This window comes from Scandinavium sp. (genome assembly GCF_051650185.1).
Taxonomy (GTDB): Bacteria; Pseudomonadota; Gammaproteobacteria; order Enterobacterales; family Enterobacteriaceae; genus Scandinavium.
In genome coordinates this window covers 1-21,247 of record NZ_JBOFIN010000100.1, presented here as the reverse complement: position 1 = coordinate 21,247, position 21,247 = coordinate 1, and the positions used below count along the sequence as shown (strand labels likewise).

The 21,247-nt window shown below is 51.9% G+C and carries 24 protein-coding genes, 1 other RNA gene and 1 pseudogene; 10 read left to right on the top strand and 16 right to left on the bottom strand.

The annotated features are described in order from the left end of the window. Positions 1 to 13: 13 nt before the first annotated feature. The 6 genes from ACRCWW_RS13050 (at position 14) to ACRCWW_RS13025 (ending at position 3,210) form a co-directional block, all read left to right on the top strand. On the top strand, positions 14 to 319 hold the full coding sequence (locus ACRCWW_RS13050; protein ID WP_404657505.1) for a DUF883 family protein: 306 nt from the start codon (positions 14 to 16) through the stop codon (positions 317 to 319). A gap of 2 nt (positions 320 to 321) precedes the next feature. Continuing rightward, a complete protein-coding gene (locus tag ACRCWW_RS13045) occupies positions 322 to 723 on the top strand; it encodes a phage holin family protein (RefSeq protein WP_438682790.1) in 402 nt (133 codons plus the stop codon). Beyond that, complete coding sequence (locus ACRCWW_RS13040; protein ID WP_438682789.1) at positions 716 to 1,012, top strand: YqjK-like family protein; 297 nt, start codon at positions 716 to 718, stop codon at positions 1,010 to 1,012. The genes ACRCWW_RS13045 and ACRCWW_RS13040 overlap by 8 nt, the downstream gene beginning before the upstream one ends. Positions 1,013 to 1,266: 254 nt before the next feature. Further along, positions 1,267 to 1,659 (top strand): DoxX family protein, encoded by a 393-nt coding sequence (locus ACRCWW_RS13035; protein WP_438682788.1) that lies wholly within the window; start codon positions 1,267 to 1,269, stop codon positions 1,657 to 1,659. Positions 1,660 to 1,730: 71 nt separating this feature from the next. Continuing rightward, positions 1,731 to 2,717, top strand: coding sequence for a glutathione S-transferase family protein (locus tag ACRCWW_RS13030; protein WP_438682787.1), 987 nt, complete (start codon positions 1,731 to 1,733; stop codon positions 2,715 to 2,717). A gap of 106 nt (positions 2,718 to 2,823) precedes the next feature. Beyond that, positions 2,824 to 3,210 carry a DUF805 domain-containing protein gene (locus ACRCWW_RS13025; RefSeq protein WP_438682786.1) on the top strand — a complete coding sequence of 129 codons (387 nt, stop codon included), beginning with the start codon at positions 2,824 to 2,826 and terminating at the stop codon, positions 3,208 to 3,210. A gap of 46 nt (positions 3,211 to 3,256) precedes the next feature. Here ACRCWW_RS13025 and yhaJ read toward each other — a convergent pair whose 3' ends face one another. After that, positions 3,257 to 4,153, bottom strand: coding sequence for a DNA-binding transcriptional regulator YhaJ (gene yhaJ / locus ACRCWW_RS13020; RefSeq protein WP_404657509.1), 897 nt, complete (start codon positions 4,151 to 4,153; stop codon positions 3,257 to 3,259). A 105-nt stretch (positions 4,154 to 4,258) separates the two neighbouring features. On the opposite strand from yhaJ, the gene ACRCWW_RS13015 reads away from it, so the two are divergent. Together ACRCWW_RS13015 and ACRCWW_RS13010 are read left to right on the top strand one after the other, a co-directional pair. Continuing rightward, complete coding sequence (locus ACRCWW_RS13015; protein ID WP_438682785.1) at positions 4,259 to 4,960, top strand: pirin family protein; 702 nt, start codon at positions 4,259 to 4,261, stop codon at positions 4,958 to 4,960. Positions 4,961 to 4,982: 22 nt separating this feature from the next. Continuing rightward, positions 4,983 to 5,159, top strand: coding sequence for a hypothetical protein (locus tag ACRCWW_RS13010; RefSeq protein WP_438682784.1), 177 nt, complete (start codon positions 4,983 to 4,985; stop codon positions 5,157 to 5,159). A gap of 152 nt (positions 5,160 to 5,311) precedes the next feature. Here ACRCWW_RS13010 and ACRCWW_RS13005 read toward each other — a convergent pair whose 3' ends face one another. The 9 genes from ACRCWW_RS13005 to ACRCWW_RS12965 form a co-directional block, all read right to left on the bottom strand. After that, positions 5,312 to 5,716 carry a Spy/CpxP family protein refolding chaperone gene (locus ACRCWW_RS13005; RefSeq protein WP_438682783.1) on the bottom strand — a complete coding sequence of 135 codons (405 nt, stop codon included), beginning with the start codon at positions 5,714 to 5,716 and terminating at the stop codon, positions 5,312 to 5,314. A 165-nt stretch (positions 5,717 to 5,881) separates the two neighbouring features. Then, positions 5,882 to 7,246, bottom strand: a complete 1,365-nt coding sequence (gene tdcG, locus ACRCWW_RS13000) for an L-serine ammonia-lyase (protein ID WP_438682782.1) — start codon at positions 7,244 to 7,246, stop codon at positions 5,882 to 5,884. A 61-nt stretch (positions 7,247 to 7,307) separates the two neighbouring features. Continuing rightward, positions 7,308 to 9,602 (bottom strand): formate C-acetyltransferase, encoded by a 2,295-nt coding sequence (gene pflB, locus ACRCWW_RS12995; protein WP_438682781.1) that lies wholly within the window; start codon positions 9,600 to 9,602, stop codon positions 7,308 to 7,310. A 23-nt stretch (positions 9,603 to 9,625) separates the two neighbouring features. After that, positions 9,626 to 10,834 (bottom strand): propionate kinase, encoded by a 1,209-nt coding sequence (gene tdcD / locus ACRCWW_RS12990; RefSeq protein ID WP_438682780.1) that lies wholly within the window; start codon positions 10,832 to 10,834, stop codon positions 9,626 to 9,628. Positions 10,835 to 10,912: 78 nt separating this feature from the next. After that, entirely contained in the window at positions 10,913 to 12,244 is a 1,332-nt protein-coding gene (gene tdcC, locus ACRCWW_RS12985; protein WP_438682779.1) for a threonine/serine transporter TdcC, read from the bottom strand. Between the two features lie 44 nt (positions 12,245 to 12,288). Then, on the bottom strand, positions 12,289 to 13,278 hold the full coding sequence (tdcB, locus tag ACRCWW_RS12980) for a bifunctional threonine ammonia-lyase/L-serine ammonia-lyase TdcB (protein ID WP_438682778.1): 990 nt from the start codon (positions 13,276 to 13,278) through the stop codon (positions 12,289 to 12,291). 94 nt (positions 13,279 to 13,372) lie between these two features. Next, positions 13,373 to 14,311 carry a transcriptional regulator TdcA gene (tdcA, locus tag ACRCWW_RS12975; protein WP_438682777.1) on the bottom strand — a complete coding sequence of 313 codons (939 nt, stop codon included), beginning with the start codon at positions 14,309 to 14,311 and terminating at the stop codon, positions 13,373 to 13,375. Positions 14,312 to 14,841: 530 nt separating this feature from the next. Beyond that, complete coding sequence (locus ACRCWW_RS12970) at positions 14,842 to 15,117, bottom strand: YdgH/BhsA/McbA-like domain containing protein (protein WP_438682776.1); 276 nt, start codon at positions 15,115 to 15,117, stop codon at positions 14,842 to 14,844. Between the two features lie 242 nt (positions 15,118 to 15,359). Then, positions 15,360 to 15,635 carry a YdgH/BhsA/McbA-like domain containing protein gene (locus ACRCWW_RS12965; protein WP_438682775.1) on the bottom strand — a complete coding sequence of 92 codons (276 nt, stop codon included), beginning with the start codon at positions 15,633 to 15,635 and terminating at the stop codon, positions 15,360 to 15,362. 248 nt (positions 15,636 to 15,883) lie between these two features. Between ACRCWW_RS12965 and ACRCWW_RS12960 the strand changes: the two are divergent. Further along, positions 15,884 to 16,681 (top strand): annotated as a pseudogene (locus tag ACRCWW_RS12960) (MBL fold metallo-hydrolase). A gap of 187 nt (positions 16,682 to 16,868) precedes the next feature. On the opposite strand, the gene ACRCWW_RS12955 reads toward ACRCWW_RS12960, so the two are convergent. The 5 genes from ACRCWW_RS12955 to ACRCWW_RS12935 all read right to left on the bottom strand — a co-directional run bounded on the left by ACRCWW_RS12955 (position 16,869) and on the right by ACRCWW_RS12935 (position 19,793). After that, positions 16,869 to 17,273 (bottom strand): hypothetical protein, encoded by a 405-nt coding sequence (locus ACRCWW_RS12955; RefSeq protein ID WP_438682774.1) that lies wholly within the window; start codon positions 17,271 to 17,273, stop codon positions 16,869 to 16,871. Continuing rightward, positions 17,266 to 18,720, bottom strand: a complete 1,455-nt coding sequence (locus ACRCWW_RS12950; protein ID WP_438682773.1) for a PAAR domain-containing protein — start codon at positions 18,718 to 18,720, stop codon at positions 17,266 to 17,268. The genes ACRCWW_RS12955 and ACRCWW_RS12950 overlap by 8 nt, the downstream gene beginning before the upstream one ends. A gap of 10 nt (positions 18,721 to 18,730) precedes the next feature. Continuing rightward, positions 18,731 to 19,177, bottom strand: coding sequence for a hypothetical protein (locus ACRCWW_RS12945; protein ID WP_438682772.1), 447 nt, complete (start codon positions 19,175 to 19,177; stop codon positions 18,731 to 18,733). Then, entirely contained in the window at positions 19,113 to 19,451 is a 339-nt protein-coding gene (locus ACRCWW_RS12940) for a hypothetical protein (RefSeq protein ID WP_438682771.1), read from the bottom strand. The genes ACRCWW_RS12945 and ACRCWW_RS12940 overlap by 65 nt, the downstream gene beginning before the upstream one ends. Positions 19,452 to 19,583: 132 nt before the next feature. Then, positions 19,584 to 19,793 (bottom strand): hypothetical protein, encoded by a 210-nt coding sequence (locus ACRCWW_RS12935; RefSeq protein ID WP_438682770.1) that lies wholly within the window; start codon positions 19,791 to 19,793, stop codon positions 19,584 to 19,586. Between the two features lie 159 nt (positions 19,794 to 19,952). Between ACRCWW_RS12935 and ACRCWW_RS12930 the strand changes: the two genes are divergently transcribed. Then, complete coding sequence (locus tag ACRCWW_RS12930) at positions 19,953 to 20,708, top strand: OB-fold protein (RefSeq protein WP_438682769.1); 756 nt, start codon at positions 19,953 to 19,955, stop codon at positions 20,706 to 20,708. A gap of 324 nt (positions 20,709 to 21,032) precedes the next feature. Here ACRCWW_RS12930 and rnpB read toward each other — a convergent pair. Beyond that, positions 21,033 to 21,247, bottom strand: an RNA gene (rnpB, locus tag ACRCWW_RS12925) — RNase P RNA component class A; the annotation flags it as partial.

Below are 21,247 nucleotides of genomic sequence, written 5' to 3'. Positions count from 1 at the left end.
ACTGGAGAAAATCATGTCAAAAGATACCACCTCAGAAAATCTGCGTGCCGAACTGAAATCCCTGACCGACACCCTGGAAGAAGTGCTGAACTCCTCCAGCGACAAATCCAAAGAAGAGCTGAGCAAGCTGCGCAGCAAAGCTGAACGCGCTCTGAAAGACAGCCGTCATCGTCTGGGTGAAACCAGCGACGCGCTCGCCAAACAAGCTCGTCAGGCGGCAGGGCATGCTGACGATTACGTTCGTGAAAACCCATGGACAGGCGTCGGGATCGGTGCAGCCGTTGGGCTGGTGCTGGGTGTGCTGCTGACGCGACGTTAATTATGGCTGACTCTCATCACACACACGGGCCGGGGAAAAGCGTCTTCGGCATCGGACAGCGTATCGTGACGATTATCGTCGAGATGGTCGAAACCCGGCTACGGCTTGCCGTCGTTGAGCTGGAAGAGGAGAAAGCCAATCTCTTCCAGATGCTGCTGATGCTCGGCCTGACCATGCTGTTCGCGGCTTTTGGGCTGATGAGCCTGATGGTGCTGGTCATCTGGGCGATCGATCCGCAATATCGTCTTAACGCCATGATAGCCACCACCGTGGTGCTGTTGGCGCTGGCGCTGATTGGCGCTATCTGGACGCTCAGAAAAGCGCGTCGTTCTACTTTCTTACGCCATACGCGTAATGAGCTGGCAAACGACCGGGCACTGCTTGAGGATGACGAACGTGAGTAGCAAGCTCGAGCTGCAAAAGCGAAAAGCCTGTCTGCTAAGCCAAATCCAGCAGCAGCGACTGGATCTTTCCGCCAGTCGTCGTGACTGGATGGAAGCGACCGGCGTCTACGATCGTGGCTGGAACACGCTGCTTAACCTGCGCTCGTGGGCGCTGGTTGGCAGCAGTATCATGGCCATCTGGTCAGTTCGCCACCCTCGCTTCCTGGTACGCTGGGGCCGTCGCGGCTTTGGTGCCTGGAGCGCCTGGCGGCTGGTCAAAAGCACGCTGCGCCAGCAGCAGTCGCGTTAATGCTGCCTGTGCCAGGTGGCGCATTCGCTTAACCGGCCTACAAATTTTTCCTCCCTGTAGGTCTGATAAGCGAATGCGCCATCAGGCAATCTCTCCAACACTCAATATATTTGAAGAAGACTGACAGTTTTCCTTGCTAACAATCCCGCACCGCCCCGATTACACTCCTTTCCATCGACAGCAAGTACGCGGTATCTCCGCGAAATTGCACAATAAATCAATATGGCCGCCTGTGTGGTTTGATGGAGAGTAAAATGAAAAAATTAGAAGATGTTGGTGTACTGGTCGCGCGCATTCTGATGCCAATCCTGTTTATCACTGCTGGCTGGGGCAAAATCACCGGCTATACGGGTACCCAACAGTACATGGAAGCCATGGGCGTCCCGGGCGCACTGCTGCCACTGACCATCCTGCTTGAGTTTGGCGGCGGCCTGGCCATCCTGTTTGGCTTCCTGACCCGTACAACGGCGCTGATCACCGCAGCCTTTACCCTGCTGACCGCGTTTATTTTCCACAGCAACTTTGCTGAAGGCGTTAACTCGCTGATGTTCATGAAAAACCTGACCATCGCTGGCGGCTTTATCCTGCTCGCCGTGACAGGCCCTGGCGCGTTCAGTATTGACCGCGTGCTGAACAAAAAGTGGTAAGGCATCTATACTGAATGCATCCCAAAAGCGAGGAGACTTCCTCGCTTTTGTCATTTGATGGAGAAAGAACCATGGGACAACTGATTGACGGCGTCTGGCATGATACCTGGTATGACACGAAATCAACCGGGGGACGTTTCAAACGTTCTGTGTCAGCGTTTCGCAACTGGCTGACCGCCGATGGCGCACCAGGCCCCTCCGGAGAAGGCGGTTTTGCCGCTGAAAAAGATCGCTACCATCTCTACGTGTCCCTCGCCTGCCCCTGGGCGCACCGCACGCTCATCCTGCGCGCGCTGAAAGGCCTTGAACCGTTTATTGATGTCTCCGTGGTCAATCCACTGATGTTTGAAAACGGCTGGACCTTTGATGACAGCTTCCCGGGCGCAACCGGCGACAGCTTGTATCAGCACGAGTTTCTCTACCAGCTCTATCTGCGCGCCTTTCCTCACTACAGCGGGCGCGTCACCGTGCCGGTATTGTGGGATAAAAAGAATCACACCATCGTCAGCAACGAATCGGCAGAAATCATCCGCATGCTGAATACGGCGTTTGACGGGCTGGGCGCCCGCGCCGGTGATTATTATCCCCCAGCGCTGCGCGGCAAGATTGATGAGCTGAACGACTGGATTTACGACAGCATCAACAACGGCGTGTACAAAGCCGGGTTTGCCACTAGCCAGGAAGCTTACGACGAAGCGGTGGGCAAGGTGTTTGAGTCGCTGGAACGCGTCGAGCAACTTCTCGGCCAGCATCGCTATCTGACGGGCAATCAGCTGACCGAAGCCGACATTCGCCTTTGGACCACGCTGGTTCGCTTTGATCCGGTTTACGTCACCCACTTCAAATGCGACAAGCACCGCATCAGCGACTACCTGAATCTGTACGGTTTCCTGCGCGATATTTATCAGCTGCCGGGCGTGGCGGAAACGGTCAATATGGACCATATCCGCAACCACTATTACCGCAGCCATAAAACCATCAACCCGACGGGCATCATCTCCATCGGGCCGTGGCAGGATCTTGATGAGCCCCATGGCCGCGATGTGCGTTTCCGCTAATTTCTAAGGGCATCAGAGGATGCCCTTTTTTAATTGATCAATTCCATCTATCCTTACCTCGATTGCTTAAAAAACAAGTAATTGACTGACTATCGAGGCAAGGAAAATGGACTGGTATCTAAAAGTACTCAAGAATTACATCGGGTTTGGTGGCCGTGCGCGCCGTAAAGAATACTGGATGTTCGTGCTGGTGAGTTTCGTGCTGGCGGGCGTGCTGAGCATTATTGATAAAATACTTGGCTGGGAGCGTGCGAGCGGAGAAGGCGTGCTGGCGAGCATTTATGGCCTGCTGGTGCTGTTGCCCACGCTGGCTGTGCAGTTCCGCCGCTTGCATGATACCGACCGCTCGGCATGGTGGTTGCTAATCTGGCTGATTCCGATTGTCGGCTGGCTGGTTATTCTGGTCTTTAACTGCCAGAACGGCACGCCAGGCGATAACCGCTTCGGGCCAGATCCGAAAGCGGCAGACGCTCCGCAACGGATCGTTTCCTGATAAAAAATGCCGGGTGGCGCTACGCCTACCCGGCCTGCTCCAGAGCTTACTTTCCGGCGAACAATTTCGGGATTTCACGCAGGCACCAGGCTTTGGCTTCGCCCATACTGTCTCGCCGCCACGCCATAATGATATCCACTTCATTCGTGTATTCCGGGCTCACCACCCGCAACCGCCCTTCTGCAATATCCTGCTCCACCAGCGGATAAGGCATGGTAGCCACGCCTAATCCGGCCAGCAGCGCCTGGCGTTTATCTTCAATGGTACTGACTGTTAAACGCGGTTGTTTATCCAGAAGCTGTACCGTGAGCACAGGACGTTCGCGTGCCGTATCGGCCACCGCCACGCCACGGTATTTCACTCGCGTCACCTCAGAAAGCGGTTCTGGCTCCTGATGAATCGGATGATCCGGCGCGGCAACATACACGTTGAGTATCGAGTACAGCTTACGTGAGTTGATTTCTGAGGAGGAACGGAAATGCATGTCCGGGGCAATCACGATATCCGCCCGGCCCTGCTCCAGCCGTTCCCACGCGCCCGCCAGCACTTCGGTGATGATGGATAACTGCGTATTGGCTTTCACCGCCAGTTTTTCAATCAGCGGGAAAAGCTCCGGCGTGGGCACCAGCGCTTCGGTGACCAGCGTCAGGTGCGTTTCCCAACCGCGCGCCAGCGCTTCTGCATCCGTAGTGAGTTTGTCGGCGGCTTCCAGCAGGACGCGTCCGCGTTCCAGCAGCATTCGCCCCACGTTGGTGAATTTTGTGCGATGCCCTGAACGGTCGAACAACACCACATCCAGCTCTTCTTCCAGCTTTTGCATGGTGTAGCTCAACGCAGACGGCACGCGTCCCAGCTCATCGGCGGCGGCGGCAAAACTGCCGCGTCTGTCGATGGCGTCCATTACTCTTAACGCTTCCAGCGTCAATGCCCTTTCTTTAGCCATGGCGTTCTCATTCAGTAAATTTGAACATACCCGGCAGAATAACTGGCTAACAATACAGCGTCCATAGCTTTACCATTGTTTTAGTGTAAAGAGAGGTCAAGAATTATGATTACTACCCGAACAGCCAAACAGTGTGGACAAGCAGACTTCGGCTGGCTGCAGGCCCGATACACGTTCTCCTTTGGACACTACTTCGATCCTAAGCTACTGGGCTACGCCTCCCTGCGCGTCCTGAATCAGGAAGTGCTCGGCCCGGGCGCGTCATTCCAGGCTCGCACCTACCCGAAAGTCGATATCCTGAATATCATCCTTGAAGGGGAAGCAGAGTATCGGGACAGCGAAGGCAACCATGTTCAGGCGAAAGCGGGCGAAGCGCTGCTGATTGCCACTCAGCCGGGCATCAGCTACAGCGAACACAACCTCAGCAAAGAGAAATCCCTGACGAGAATGCAGCTTTGGCTGGATGCGTGTCCGGAGCGCGAAAATTCTCAGGTGCAAAAATTGGTGCTCACCGATGGCGCCCGCCAGCTCATCGCATCGCCGGACGGCAGTCAGGAAAGTTTGCAGCTGCGCCAACAGGTCTGGATACACCATATTCAGATGGAGAAAGGTGAACAACTGAGCTTCCAGCTGCATGGGCCACGCGCGTATTTGCAGTCTATCCATGGCACGGTTCACGCAGTCACACCTGGCGAAGAGCGGGAAGCCCTTACCTGTGGCGACGGCGCTTTTATTCGTGACGAGGCTAACATAACACTTGTTGCTGATACGCCGCTGCGCGGTTTGCTGATAGATTTACCGGTATAGCCCTGAACACCGGCAGGTCACTGTGAGCAAGAAACACCAGAAGAAAACGGCGTCGAAAAAAGCCGTCGCCGAAACGAATACCGCGGCAACTGAGCAAGAAACACGAAAAGTATTTGGCTGCGATGACGTGCCTGATGAACTGGCGGCAATTGTTGCAGAAGCTGAGGTTCGGCTGGCGCAGGAAGCGCAATTGATATGACAGAAGCCCGCAAAGCTTAAGCGTTGCGGGCTTTTGCTTTATTGCCCGGTGGCACTGCGCTTGCCAGACCTACCAAACACCGACGTAAGACACGCCATAGGCCAGCGCCAGGCCTACACCAGGCCGGCCCACCCGGCGTTAGCGTCTGTGCGTTATTCGCTGGCAGACTCAATCAAATCTTTACGCACTTGCTTACGCTGTTCTGGCGTCAGCACCTGATTCACGTCGAAGTAGTACTTCACACGGTAATAACGGGTTTGCTGTTCAACTTTACTGAATGCTTCAAGCTGGCTTTTCACCGCTTTCTCGTCCCATTTTCCGGACTGGATCACGTCAATAATCGCGCCGTCTTTCACATCCTTCATGGAAACCTGTCCCACGTTTTTCACCATCGCATCATGCAGGTTTTTGATCTTCGCCACCTGCTCATTGCTCAGTTTCAGATGCTGAACAACCGGGTCCTGAGAAGGCGCTGGCGCTACGTCTGCCGCCTGAGCCAGACCGGTGAAGCCAATCAGAGAAGCCGTCAGTAGGGCAATGCGTGTCATTTTTTTCATTATTTCATCCTGTTAAGGGTGCCATGGAAGAGAGCGCATTATTTTTCACCTTCCCGTGAATGTGTGTAATGAATTATTCATACAAATTTGTATTTAAAGCAGATAGACGGCGTGAGTAAAACAGGCATGGCGCACCGAAATGCGCCATGAAAACAGGAAGGAAAATCAGGCACAGAGGACTTTTATCGCCAGCCCGCCGCGCGACGTTTCGCGGTATTTGTCGTTCATGTCTTTCCCGGTCTCATACATCGTCTCTATCACTTTATCCAGCGAGACCCGGGGCTCAGACGTTCGGCGCAGCGCCATACGCGCCGCATTCACGGCCTTCACGGCGTTAATCGCATTGCGTTCTATACACGGAATTTGCACCTGCCCGGCAACCGGATCGCAGGTCAGCCCGAGGTTATGTTCCATGGCGATTTCTGCCGCGATACAAACCTGGCTGGGGCTTCCTCCTAACAGTTCCATCAGCCCCGCAGCCGCCATCGAACAGGCGACGCCTATCTCGCCCTGGCAGCCCACTTCCGCGCCGGAAATAGAAGCGTTCATTTTGTACAGCGCCCCAATGGCGCTGGCGGCCAGCAGATAGCGGGCAATCGAATTGACGTTCACCGGGCGACGGAATTTATCGTAATAGGCCAACACTGCCGGAATGATGCCACAGGCACCATTGGTTGGCGCAGTCACCACGCGCCCTCCCGCCGCGTTCTCTTCACTGACCGCCAGCGCGAACATGTTGATCCAGTCGATAACGTTCATCGGATCGCTTGAGAGCGTATCGCTGGAGACCAGCATACGGCGCAGGGCCACGGCGCGACGCGGCACGCTGAGCGGGCCAGGCAGCACACCTTCCGTATTCATTCCTCGCTCAATGCCGCCGAGCATCACCTCCCACAGGCTGGCAAAATTACGGTCAATCTCGTCCCTGCTGCGCAAAGCCAGTTCGTTTTGCATCATCAGCCCGGAAACCGAGAGCCCATTGTGCTCGCACAACGTGAGCAATTCACTCGCCGAATGAAACGCGTACGGCACCGGCGTTTCCAGTTCGTACACCTGACCAAAGCGTTCTTCTTCGACAATAAATCCGCCGCCCACGGAGTAGTACGTTTTGCTCAGTAACGGAAGCTGCTGACGCCATGCAGTGATCGTCATCCCATTCTCATGGCGTGGCAGCGCTTCAGCATGAAAATGGATGCTTTCCACAACGGAAAAACTAACCTGATGCACGCCGCCAGCCACAGGCAGTTGCCCGCTGCGGGTCACTTCCTGAATAAAGGCCGGAATGCGGTCGATGTCCACGTACTGCGGACTATGGCCCGCCAGCCCCATGATGATGGCGACGTCGGTGGCGTGCCCTTTTCCGGTCAGCGACAGCGAACCGTAAAGGTCGACCGTGATATGGGTTGTGTTGAGCAGGTCACCGCAGTCAGTAAGAAGGCTGATAAATTGTTGACCCGCATTCATTGGCCCGACGGTGTGCGAGCTGGAGGGGCCAATGCCAATTTTGAAAATATCGAATGCGCTAATCATATCCACACTCCGGTTTGCCCAGCGCACTCGGGGCTATTGAGCCCGAGTGCGCATCAGGCGGCTATAACGCGTGGGTGAAGGTACGGGAAATCACATCCTGCTGCTGCTCACGGGTCAGCGCGTTGAAACGCACCGCATACCCTGAAACACGGATGGTCAGGTTCGGGTATTTTTCCGGGTGTTCAATCGCATCCAGCAGCATGTCGCGGTTCATCACGTTGACGTTGAGATGCTGCCCGCCTTCGATGGACGCCTCGTGGTGGAAATAGCCATCGAGCAGGCCCACCAGATTCGTTTTCCTTGCCCCGTCCTCTTTGCCCAACGCGGCAGGAACAATCGAGAAGGTGTAAGAAATCCCATCTTTGGCATAGGCAAAAGGCAGTTTTGCGACGGAAGTCAGCGAGGCCACAGCCCCTTTTCTGTCGCGGCCGTGCATCGGGTTTGCGCCCGGTGCAAACGGCATTCCTGCCCGGCGTCCGTCTGGCGTGTTTCCGGTTTTCTGTCCGTAAACGACGTTCGAGGTGATGGTCAGAATCGACTGTGTCGGGACCGCGTCGCGATAGGTTGGCAGGGCCGCAATTTTACGCATAAAGCGTTCGACCAAATCACAGGCGATGCTGTCGACGCGCTCGTCATTGTTGCCGTACTGCGGATACTCACCTTCGATAACAAAATCGACCGCCAGCCCGTTGTGATCCCTCACCGGCATCACTTTCGCGTACTTAATGGCAGACAGCGAATCAACAGCCACGGAAAGCCCTGCAATGCCGCACGCCATCGTGCGATGCACATCGCGATCGTGCAGCGCCATCAGCGACGCTTCGTAGCTGTATTTATCATGCATATAGTGAATGAGATTCAGGGCGCTGATGTACTGCACCGCCAGCCAGTCCATAAAGTGATCGAGGCTTGCCATCACGGTGGGGTAATCCAGCACGTCATCCATCAGCGGCGCGGTTTTCGGCCCGACCTGAATCTTCAGTTTTTCATCCACTCCGCCGTTGATTGCGTACAGCAGCGTTTTCGCCAGATTGGCGCGAGCGCCGAAGAACTGCATCTGCTTGCCGATAACCATCGGGCTGACGCAGCAGGCGATGGCATAGTCGTCGCTGTTGAAATCTGCACGCATCAGGTCGTCGTTTTCATACTGCAACGACGAGGTTGCAATCGACATTTGCGCGGCATATTTCTTGAAGGCAATCGGCAGCGCTTCCGACCAGAGAATGGTCAGGTTCGGTTCAGGCGCGGGCCCCATGGTGTGCAGAGTATGCAGGTAGCGGAACGAGCTGCGCGTCACCAGCGTTCTGCCGTCCAGCCCCATGCCGCCAATCACTTCGGTTGCCCAAATCGGATCGCCGGAGAACAGCGAGTCGAATTCCGGCGTGCGCAGAAAGCGCACCATGCGGATCTTCATGATGAAGTGATCGACCAGTTCCTGAGCCTGAGTTTCGTCAAGGCGCCCCGCTTTCATGTCGCGCTCAATATAAATATCGAGGAAAGAAGCCGTTCGCCCAAGCGACATCGCGCCGCCATTTTGCGATTTCACCGCAGCCAGATAAGCGAAATAGAGCCATTGAATGGCTTCCTGCGCCGTGCGGGCCGGGCGAGAAATGTCATGCCCATAGCTGGCTGCCATTTGTTGGATCTCAAGCAGTGCGCGGCGATGCTCTGACAACTCCTCACGCAGACGGATCGTGGCTTCCAGGTTTTCGCCACGCTCAAGGGAAGATTGCAGATCGGCAAACTGTAATTCACGCTCGCGAACCAGATAAGCGATGCCGTAGAGCGCCACCCGGCGATAGTCGCCGATAATCCGCCCGCGGCCGTAGCCATCCGGCAGCCCTGTCAGCACGCCGGATTTACGGCAGCGCAGCATATAGGGGGAATACACATCAAACACGCCCTGGTTGTGCGTTTTACGAAGATGCGTGAACAGGTATTCAAACTGCGGGTCCATCTCGCGGCCATAGGCATCAAAGGAACTCTTAATCATGTTGATGCCGCCGTACGGATGCAGCGCGCGCTTCAGCGGTTTGTCGGTTTGCAGGCCGACAATCGTCTCCAGGCTTTGCTCAATGTAGCCCGGCGCATGCGCGGTGATGGTGGTCGCGACATGGGTATCGAAATCGACAGGCGCATGGGTGGCGTTTTCCACCTGAATGCCTTCCATCACCCGTTGCCACAGCGCCGTAGTCGCAGGCGTGGCATTCGCAAGAAAGGTTTCATCGCCCTCATAAGGGGTGTAGTTATTCTGGATAAAATCACGGACATTAATTTCGCGTTTCCAGTCGGCACCGCTGAATCCCTGCCAGGCATCGGCATACTGCATATCGTTAATATCGATATTCACCTTCATGACGTCACTCTCTCTTCACTTTTTCAGGCGTATTCGGCGGGTGCGTGTATTTTTCCTAACGCAATCGCATCCATGGCAATCATTTTTTCTTCATTGGTAGGAATAACCGCACAGGCCACGCGGGAGGTTGGCGTGGAAATAATTCGCTCCCCGCCTCTTCCTGGCAGCTTATTTTTCTCCGGATCGAGCTCTATGCCTAATACCTGCAAATGCTCAACCACCAGCTGACGAATGAGCGCTGAGTTTTCACCGATACCACCGGTAAAAATAAGGGCATCAAGGCGGCCTAATGCCATGGCGTGTCCGCCAATATGCCGGGCAATACGGTGCACAAAAGTTTTAATCGCTAAGCGTGCGTGGTAATGACCGTCATGCCAGGCTTTTTCCAGCACGCGTAAATCCGATGACAAACCAGAGATCCCAAGCAGGCCGGATTCTTTATTCACGACCCGCTCCAGCTCGCTGAGCGTTTGCCCGGTCTGGCTGGCAATCCAGGCCATCGCCCCGAAATCGACATCGCCACAGCGGGTGCCCATCATCAGCCCTTCCAGCGGCGTCATGCCCATCGAGGTATCGACACTTTTCCCGTCACGAACCGCGCAAACAGAGGCGCCATTCCCTAAGTGAGCAATCACCAACCCAGAATCATGTTCATCCAGACTGAGCTTTTCATAAGCCCGTTGCGCCACGTAGCGATGTGAGGTGCCATGGAAACCATAACGCCGCACACCGTGCTCTTCGAAATAACGCCACGGCAGGCCATACAGATAAGCTTCAGGCTCCAGCGTCTGATGGAAGCTGGTATCAAACACCGCCACCTGCTTCACGCCCGGGAATAGGTGTTTAGCGGATCCCACCCCGTTCAGGTTGGCGAAATTATGCAGAGGCGCCAGGGGTGAAACCTGACGAATAAGTTCAATCACTTCATCCGTAATTAACACCGATTCATTAAATATGCTGCCGCCATGCGCAATACGGTGACCAATTAACGCCACGCTGCGCATTAAATTCCGTTTCTCCAGCTCCATTGAAATGGCACTGAGCGCACATTCGTAATGTTGTTTTGATAATTCAACGGGCGCATCATCATTGACGCTTAATGTGGCACGCTCCGTATTAATACCTTCGGCAATACCCGCCAGTAAAACATCCTGCGAATCCACGTCCATGACTGAAAATTTAATAGAAGAGGAACCGCAGTTAATGACCAGCACTACAGGAAATTCAATCATTAGAATTCTCCGCTCGTCCTTATGTTGAGCATTCTCTGTCGAATGAAGTCGGGCCACAGACACTCGTGGCCCGGAGAGTTAAAACAGCTTGTAGACAATGTTCAGGATGGTCAGCAGGCCAATGACGGTCACGAAAATGTTTTCCGTTTTGCCTTTGTACTTCGCCAGAGACGGCGCTTTACGGATGGCATACATCGGCAGCAGGCACAGCAGCGAAGCGATGATTGGCGCACCCATGGCTTCAATCAGGTCCAGAATGTTCGGGTTGGCGTACGCCACGACCCAGGTGGAGCCCATGATGAAGACCATGCTGATGGTGTTCAGTTTACCCATCGTGACTTTGGTTTTATCGCCTTTATAGCCGAATTTGAGGACCAGGCCGTTCAGCCCTTCGAGGGTGCCCAGATAGTGCCCAAAGAAGGATTTGAAAATCGCCACCAGTGCGATAATGGATGCGCCGAACTCCAGCACTGTCGCAAACGTGGATTTGGTGCCGGTCATGGTCGCGAAGTGGTTTGCCAGATAAGACAGCACAGGAATGTTCTGTGCTTTCGCTTCCGCCATGTTCTGTGGAGAGAGCGTGAACAGGCAGCTAAAGGCAAAGAACATCACCACCGCCACCATCAGCATGCTGGCGCGGGAGATAATCTGCGAACATTTCTGCTCGGTGTAGGCGTTGCCATAGTCTTTCTCGTACTCTTCACGCTTGGAGACCACGAAAGAAGAGACAATCGGCGAGAAGTTAAAAGAGAACACCATGATGGAGATGCCCAGCCACACGGTGACCAGAATGCCGTCATGCCCGGTGAACGCGATATCGCTCAGGCTCACCTGATCGATAACCGCCGAGTTCCAGTAAGGGATCAGGGAGAGTGAAATCAGCACCAGGCTCGCAATGAACGGGAACACCAGGTAGCTCATCACTTTCACCATCAGGTCTTTACCGAACCAGATAACGAAAGCCATCAACAGCAGCAGGAACAGCGCCACCACGCCGCGGTTCAGCGCCGCGTAGCCGAGCTGGTTTTCCCAGAACGTCATAAAGGTGTTGGTAATGGTGACACCGTAAATCCACAGCAGCGGGCAAATCGCGAAGAAATAGAGGAAGGTGATCAGCACCCCGCCGGTTTTACCAAAGTGCTCTTCCACCGTTTCGGTAATGTTACCGGAGGGATTTTTCCCTGACAGGCACAGGCGAGCCAGTGCCCGGTGGCAATAAAAGGCGATTGGGTAGGCCAGCAGAAGCATGATTAAAATGGGGATCAGGCCGCCATAACCTGCCCGAATCGGGAAGAACAGCACCCCGGCACCAATCGCCGTGCCGAAAAGCCCAAGTGTCCAGGTGGTATCCGATTTACGCCATGCCGAGGTTTTTGCCTGGCCGGCGACCAGGGTCTCAGTATTACTCATATCGTGTCCTTAGCGAAAATAGTCAGACCGGTTCGCAGGCGCAGTTACGCCCCGACAAAGCCGGTAATTTGTGATACGCGGGAGAGATCGATATTTCCGCCAGAAATAATGCTGACGGTTTTACGGTGTTGAATATAGTGATCCAGCTTACCGCTGAGCAGCGCCGCAGAGGCTAATGCCCCGGCCCCTTCGGTAATGACCTTATTGCGCTGAATTAACGCAATCATGCTGTCACGAATTTCATCTTCGGTGACCAGCACAATGTCATCCACTAATTCACGGACAATTTCAAACGTCAGATTGCCAGGGCGTGCCACGTCGCAACCATCGGCTAATGTCGCGTTAGTGCGGTGTTGGGTAATCGTTCCTGCCTGCCAGGAGGCCGCCATACCGTGCACGTTTTCAGACTGCACGCCGATAATTTTAATGGTTGGGTTGATGGATTTAATCGCCGTTGCAATACCGGCAATTAAGCCGCCGCCGCCGATAGGCACAATGACGTTATCGACATCATACAGGTCCTGCAAAATTTCCAGACCGATGGTGCCCTGCCCGGCAATAACCTGCGCGTCATCGTAAGGGGGAATAAAGATACGCCCTTCCATTTCGACGATTTCGCTGGCTTTGGCGATGGTGTCATTGAAGTTATCTCCGTGCAGCACCACTTCCGCCGAGTAATCCTGCGTGGCGGCCACTTTCGATTTCGGCGCTCCGCGCGGCATCACAACCTTTCCGTCAATGCCCAGCATGGCGCAGGATAAAGACACGCCCTGAGCGTGGTTCCCGGCCGAACAGGCCACCACACCTATACGGCGTTCTTCAAGGGTTAATGAACTCAGTTTATTAAATGCCCCACGAATTTTAAAAGAGCCGGTACGTTGCATATTTTCGAATTTTAAATAGATCTCACCTTTGCAGCGTTCGCTCAAATAATTCGACCTTGGCATGCCAGTTTTATATATTTTCCCGGCAAGACGTTGCCTGGCTTGTTGAATATCTTCGAGCGTAACCGGGAGATCGTAAGTAATGTGCATAGGTTCCTCTTTTCAGGCATTATTCTGATGTCAGGCAATAACAGGGTATAGAGGTCTGAATAACAGAACTCTGTTATATTAATATTTATTTAATTCAACATACTTCGACCAGCGGCCTTCGTTTTCTTCCTTTCTGTAAAGAGGCGTGTTTCGCCAGTTCAACGAGAACCGAAGCTGATTTTTTAATTCGATAATTCTTAGACCAAATAGCCGCATAGCGAGCCAAGGGCAACGTGTCTTTAAGCGGTAACGTAATAAATTGTTCCGATCCAAAAGGGGTTGTCATATCGCACGGGATCACCGTTAAAAAATCGGCATTCAGCACCAGGTTATAGATCGTGACAACGGAATCGGTTTTAACAATGTGGTCTGGGTTGATGTGATGTTTTTCGAGGATGGCAAGCAGCTGTTTGTAGTAGCCCATTTCGGTATGCGGGAGGACCCACTGTTCGTTTTTCAACGACTCCAGCGTGATCGCTCCCCGGCATGTTCGGGACTGATTAGCCACCACCACAAATTCAGATTCAAACATCGGTTCAACGTGCAGATCCTGAAGCTGCATATCGTCATCCAGCGTGCCGATCGCAAAATCGAGACGGCCATCGCGCAGTGCGGGCAGGAAGGATGACAGCTGCGCTTCAAACATGGACACCTGCGCGGTCGGGAACAGTTCTTTGAATGTTTTCATCATTTCAGGCAAAAACGTGAAGCCTATCAGTGACGGAAATCCGAATGACACATCGACCACGCCGCCCGAACTGAGGCTGTTGATCTCGCTGACCATGTTTTTCATTTCACGGGTTATGGATTCGGCATAGGCGAGCAGTACCTGACCTGTGCTTGTTAACGTCACACCGGTGTTTTTGCGAATCATCAATTCAGCACCGAAATAGGCTTCGACATCACTGATAATTTTACTGACCGCCGGTTGCGTTAATTTGAGCTGTTTAGCAGCAGAACCTATAGAGCCACATCTAATCACCTCCTGAAAAACGACGAGGTGCTGAGTTTTTGGCAGAATTACATTTTCCATATCGCTCTATCCATATTCCATTTTTCGAGAGCGATTCTAGTAATTACCCACAGCGGAGTATGTGCGATGACTCACAATTCATCTGGACCGTTGTCCAACACTCATCACAAAAAGCGATATAAACATTTAAAAACAACAAATTACAAAAACCACAAACCCACATTAGTCTGATATCAATCAATAAACATCAGACGAATAACTTTATTTTATGGTGATAATAATAATCTCTTGATTTATTAAAAAACACGAGTTTTAGATTATATTTAAAGCAGTTAGAGGTGATTATTTACACAATAAGACAGCAGGATATTTTTAAGAAATAAAAATAATTTAAATATAAGAATATTCCATGAGGGTAAATACGATCGCGCTCACATCAGTTGTTACTTATTCAGGTTATTACGAGGAAAACCCATCAGACTAATGAATAGTTGTTAACATTTATCGCATCCTGGCAACAATAACAGGGCGGACATAAAAAAGCCTCACAGGCATCGTGAGGCATTGAGTAAGGCGTGCTTGCGAGGTCTTTATTTGTACAGAATCGCTGTACCACCCCACAGGCTTGAGTCAGATGAATTGCCCAACGCAACAATCTGATAGTGACCGGCATTATCCTGAGCCGCTTTTGCTTTGAGTGCATGAATGGCATCGTCAGAAGAACCCGCCACACCAGAAACCTGTACGGTCCCCATTTCCTGCAACCCACTGGCTTGATCGGAATCGACCTGTTTTGGACCAGCAGCCAACGCAGCCGCAGAAAGTAACATGAAGGCAGCACCTGTCAGCAGAGAAGTCGTTTTCATTTTTATCACCCTCGAAGAAGAGATGTAGAAGCGTTTACATCAATAAGTATGTCGCCCGCTCAGTCAGGCGATATAAGACAAATGCAAAGTCAGTTAATCTTTGTGACAGGATTGTGGAGAAGGGGTTTCAATGCGTTTCGCGTTGCGCTTGCAGCGGTCAAAATAAAAAGCTCCATGAGAAGGAATGGAGCTTTTTAGAGAAGTCTTCAATGCGGACAGCTCAACGCATTGCAACCGCGACATTATTTGTAAAGTACGGCACTGCCGCGCCAGAGGCTGGAGTCGGCAGAATTGCCCAGAGCAACGACCCGGAAGTAGCGGGCGTTCTGCTGCTCCGCTTTGGCTTTCAGCGCATTCACCGCATCATCCGGTGAACCGGGGACACCCGAGACCTGAACAGTGCCGACTTTTTGCAACCCGTCAGCGCGATCGGAATTGATATGCTCCGGTGTCACCGCCAGCGCGGCCCCGGAAAGAAAAACAAATACAGCACCCGCCAGCAGAGAAGTCACTTTCATTTTTACATCCTCTCATCATTGATGGAAAAGCTTATAGAGATAACAGCATTTGCAAAATAATTATGCTCCTCGCTTCGTCAGAGGAAATATAAGCAATGCAAAGTCCGTTAATGAAAATGTCAGGATTGTCGGGGAGAGATTTCAAGGCGTAACGAGAGTAGAAAAGTATGCCTTAAGCACGATACAACACATCCCCGACCGGCACTGTGCCATGCTCGATTATCCGTAAACAGGCATCGAGGATCGCGATGATAACGTTATGCAAAGCGTGTGGTACTTCCTATGAGATGAGCGGCAGCCAGCCTGAATGCTGTCCGATTTGCGAGGACGAGCGGCAATATATTCCGGTAAGCGGGCAGGCGTGGATAACGCCTTCTGCGCTTCATGCGAGTCACGTTAATAAATGGAAAGAGATATCTCCGGGGCTTCTGAGCGTTGAAACCGTGCCCGACTTTGCCATCGGGTAACGTGCTTTTATTGTGCAAAGTGCTGAAGGCAATATTCTCTGGGACTGCATCGCCAATCTGGATAATGCCACCAGGGCTATTGTCACCGCGCTGGGAGGACTGAAAGCTATTGCGATTTCACATCCTCACTATTACACCACGATGCAGGACTGGGCGGAGGCATTTGACGCGCCCATTTATTTGCATGCCGATGACAAAGCGTGGACCCAACGCGACAGCCCTCATATTCATTTATGGCAGGGGGAATCATTCGATATTAATAGCCATGTGAGGCTGCTACGCCTCGGCGGCCATTTTGCTGGCGGCTGTGTGCTCCATCATAAGAAAGATAATGGCGTGCTGCTCTCCGGGGATATTATTCAGGTGGCACCGGGAGCGAAGAGCGTGTCATTTATGTGGAGTTATCCCAACATGCTCCCCCTTTCCGAAACGACCGTCGCCGATATCGCACAAAGGCTGGAAAACGTGCCGTTCGATGCGTTGTATGGGGCATTTGAAGGAAAAGATATCCCGAGCGATGCCGCAGGCATTGTTCAGCGGTCGACGCAGAAATACATTCAGTGTGTTCGGGAGTACTGATCTCTGGCCCAGAAAAGCAAAACGCCCACAGGTTTTCACCTGCGGGCGTCTTTATATGAGTGAAGCTGACCGATAAGGCGGCTTCGTTCAACCATACGTCAGGCATCTGCGGCGCTGGAGTTGTCTTGTGCCGCAGACTGTATCGCACTTTGTGTTGCAGTGCAAAGCCAGCCAAGGCACGCGCCTTTCACACCCAACCGCGTTTTATCGCCAACATCAAAATCCCTGCAATGACAAAAAATACTATACTAATCAGACCAAGAATTGCCTCTACATAAAATGGTCTGATAATCCGTTTTGGTAGTCCCCGGATGAAATCTTTATCATCATTTTTGGTCAGTATTGAGCTTTTATTCCACAATAGCGGCATGATTATGAACTGCGTTTTTATGCCGTATGCGCCCTTGAAGTAAAGCGAGTTAACGTTTTCGAACAGTAATACGGCATCGGGAAGACTGCCGAACTTCTCTTTGTATAGCTGGCAGACCTCCTTAAATCTCTTCCTGTTCAGAAGTGAGGCTATAACGCTGGCTGCCAAGAATAATAAGCCTATAAACATCGTTATTATAAAAATCATTTTTATATCAATCATTGCTGGTTACCTCATAAAGGCCCAGTTTTTCCCCAATGAATTCGCCAGTAGCCCCGGACAGTTCGCTTAGAGCTTTATCAGTTCCGTATGCTATACCACCACTTACGCCGATCGTGCAGAGCAAGGCACCTGCACCACCTGCCTCTATGGTTGCAGCCCCCAGTACTACGGCACAGATTGAACTTGCTGCGCTGCTTTGGATAATTCTGCTTGCCAAAGCCCCCCCAGCTAAGCTACCCGCAAATTCCCCAATGGAGGTAAACGAAGTTTTGGCACAATCTCGCCCTACGGTGCAGGCTTCGGTGATCTTCGCTGCGGTATCAAAGGCAGAAAGGCCGATGCCAATCTTCCCGGCGGTTTCCATCCACTTGACGTACTTCGCCAGCTTCTCAATGTGTGTCGCGTAACCTTCGATATCACTAACGCCTGTTTCATTCCAGCGATGAGTGATTGAACTGCTGGACAGACCAAGGGCGCTTTTCAGGTCGGTGTATTCATTGAACATGAAACGATGCTTCATGAACATCTTGAGGACGCTATCAAGTTGACCAAACAGGCGACGGCGTTCAACGAAGAATTGTTCTCCGATCAGTGTGCCGCTGGTGATGTACTGGTTTTTGTAGGTTTTTTCAATCTCGACAAGGATTTTTTCTACCTGTTCGAAATACCCCTTCGCGGCCTCGGTCGCTTGTCCTGAATATCCGTAGGTATCGCTCGCCGTACTGGCAGCAGCGGCGAACATCTCAATGGTGTCTTTGTGCTTGAAAAGAAAATTCGCCTGTTGGTGTGAGAGAGGCGCTAACGCTGTATCAATACGCTGTTTTGCGGCCTGCATATGTGCGATTTGCTCACTGTCCTGCTTATCAGGATCGACCACCAGCAGAATAGACCCGGCTTTGTATTCCTTACCTGCACCGTTCAGCGAGCGGTAAAGTTCACGTGTTCCCGCTGGTGGTTCGCTTTCGAATAACCACGGTTCATAGGCTCCGGTTTCGGCACCGTATGGAAGAACGCAAAAACCAGAGTCTACAGGGTCGCGCTTTGCTTCTACCTTCTTCTTTGCTACCTGTGCATGTTGTTCAGGTTCAGCAACTTTTGCAGGTTCAGGAGCAGGTGCAGCGGCTACCAGTGGAGCAGCAGCAGGAGCGGCTTTAACTTTCTTTTCTTCTTCAACCCAGTAAGAAGCATTTGGAAATGATGAAATGAATCTTGCCCTACAGGGGCATGTGCTGCGGCTGTGCAAAGTTCCAGCGGCTGCAACGCCGTGAATAGAGTAGGAAGGGATGCCGCCAGCGATATGATAGATTTTGCTATCTTTTCCACACGATACAGAATCACCATTCCTCGCGGTCGCAATGCCACCAAAGCTGTGATTCGGGGAGCCTGAGAGAATACTGCCACCGCATGAGGTTTTATCGCCGATACGTAGAAAATGACCAGTTGGCATAGAATCATCCTTAATGAAGTTTGTTCGCGGGTTTAGCGCCATTCACCGCCAGGGAAGACACAATCCACATTTGTTTTTCGATGGAATAGCTGGTTACGCAGTATTGCGAGGAAGTGCTGAGCATTGGTGTTGAGGTGACAAGCGCCGTTGATACTGCATTTCGGGCGTGCTCTTTGATGAGCTCGAGAGGCAGAGCGTTCTGCTTGTCCATCGCGTCGCAATAGTTTGCAAATTCTTCATGCCAGTAACCATTCATCCCCTCGAACAGGCTTTCATCAAACTTGAGGATAGCTTTATTCGTTATGGGGTCTAAGCCGTCACCGATGGGGAATGATTCAGGAAATTGCAGGCTGCGGTAGAGTGCCGAATTGAGGACAAGGTTTCTGAAATCGTCAATTGAGAAGCCAAACACAAGCATGATACCGTAATGTGATTTTTGAGTTTTCGTATTGATCATCATCTCTCATCATCTCTGTGATGTTGATATCAGAGAAGGGGTAAACCTGCCATTCTGATGGGCTTTCACTCTGGTTCAGTACCTCGGCAGCAATCGCCGCATCAAGCGCTGAGGTGTATAGAGCCATTCCACGATACTCACCACCGCCAACCCATTGAGTCTCTAACCACTGGACCCCATCATCATTTACTGTCATTCGGGCGACTGAGAAAAGCGAAGTCGGGCTGATGTAATCGTTTGTCGCTGGTGCGTAAAAATGAATCTTCTTGCTCATAACGTCCTGTACTTATTTGTGAAAAATCCCGAAAGATAAATTGTACAAATAACATCCATACAGAGGAAGCGGTTTTTCCTCAAAATGAAATTGCGTTTCACATTATTCATCTCGTGAATATTTCCGGTTTTTCTATTCACTGTCGGCAGTGTCGAAAGTTCTGCTATACGGGCATTTTTTCGACCTGGTGACATAAGTAAAGGTGTAGATGCTGTTGGAGTAGACGCACAGGGTCTGCCCGTTCGCCGTGGTGGACTGTTCCGGGTTGCTCATTGTCACGCGTCCGGCGGTGGCACTAAACGCAGCAAAAATAATCCCCATCAACAACACATTTCTTACCATCTCTAAACCTCCGTTGAAGCTGATTTCTGCCGCTTTCCTGCAAGCGGCGTATGTAAGATACGTCTCAATTATTGATCTGTAAAAACGATCAATTTAATTGATTTCGATCGATTAAATCTATTATAAGTCATCAGGGAAACTACATACGGAAAAGTGAAAATGAGAAAAGTCATAGCGTTACCTTTAGTGCTCGCTTCGTTTGCTTCAATTGCTGCTGGCGTTCCGTCAGGCGAAGTACAGGCATATCCTGAATATCTGGCGGCTTACGTAAGAACGCTGATTACTGCCAGTTGTGAGCAGACGTTGAAAGGGGGTTCTGAGGATGAGCTGATAAAGCAAGCAACGCAGGGCATGAAGAAAGATACTCCGAGCTATTACGAAATCCACGATTCGCTCATCATGGGCGCGGCGGCAGGTCATGCACTTAAAGAAAAAGGGAAGATAATCACCAAAACAGACAAGATTGTAATTGATAGCTGTCAGGGGGTTGCGGCTGATATCGCGATGCAAAAGGAGTTTATGACGATATTTGTTTCCAGCCTGCTTTATCCAACTCCAGCAGAACCCGCCGTTGCAAAACCAAAGGCGATGGCTTCAGATGAAAGTGTCTATCGGACGACGGCAAAAGATTTGGCAGCGCTGTACGATGAAAATGAAGTCGCAGCCGATGACAAGATTGGAGGTCGAAAGGTGGAGGTAACGGGGGCCGTTCAGGATATAACCAAAAACTTCACGAATGACGTTATTCTTCGTTTTGAGAGCGGTAATCGATTCATGCCTGTCAGTCTGAGCATGGCTGATTCAGAGAAGGCGCAAGCATCGAAGTTGAAGAAGGGTCAGAAGATCACCGTGACTTGCGAAAAGATGCAGCTTTTCATTGGTGCGCCGTCTGGCGGCAACTGTACGTTTAATTAGTACGTCATACCGTCTGCCGGGTAAAATTCCCGGCGATTTACCCAACTCCCCCCCGCCGCAAAGATTCCAGAAGTACCCCCTCCCGAAATTGCACACAGAAAAAAATATCAACAGCGTATGAACCTTGCTCTACTGGCAGAATCGCATCCCAGGGATGCACGAAAGAAACCGCCTGAAGGCAGTCTGAAATGAAGGCTGTAGCGGTTGCCACGCTTTAAGATATTCGGGATGGAACAGCCGTTGGTGTGCCTCGTCTGTATCACAGTCTGTGTCATATTTTCACCTGTTAAGGCCTGAGACACACCAACGTATTGTTTTAGAAGAAGTTGAAGCTGACCGATAAGCCGGGTTCTGTCGTGGACAGTCATTCATCTAGGCCAGCAATCGCTCACTGGCTCAAGCAGCCTACCCGGGTTCAGTACGGGCCGTACCATGTGAACCCCTATTTGGCCTTGCTCCGGGTGGAGTTTACCGTGCCACGGACTGTTACCAGCCGCGCGGTGCGCTCTTACCGCACCCTTTCACCCTTACCTGATCCC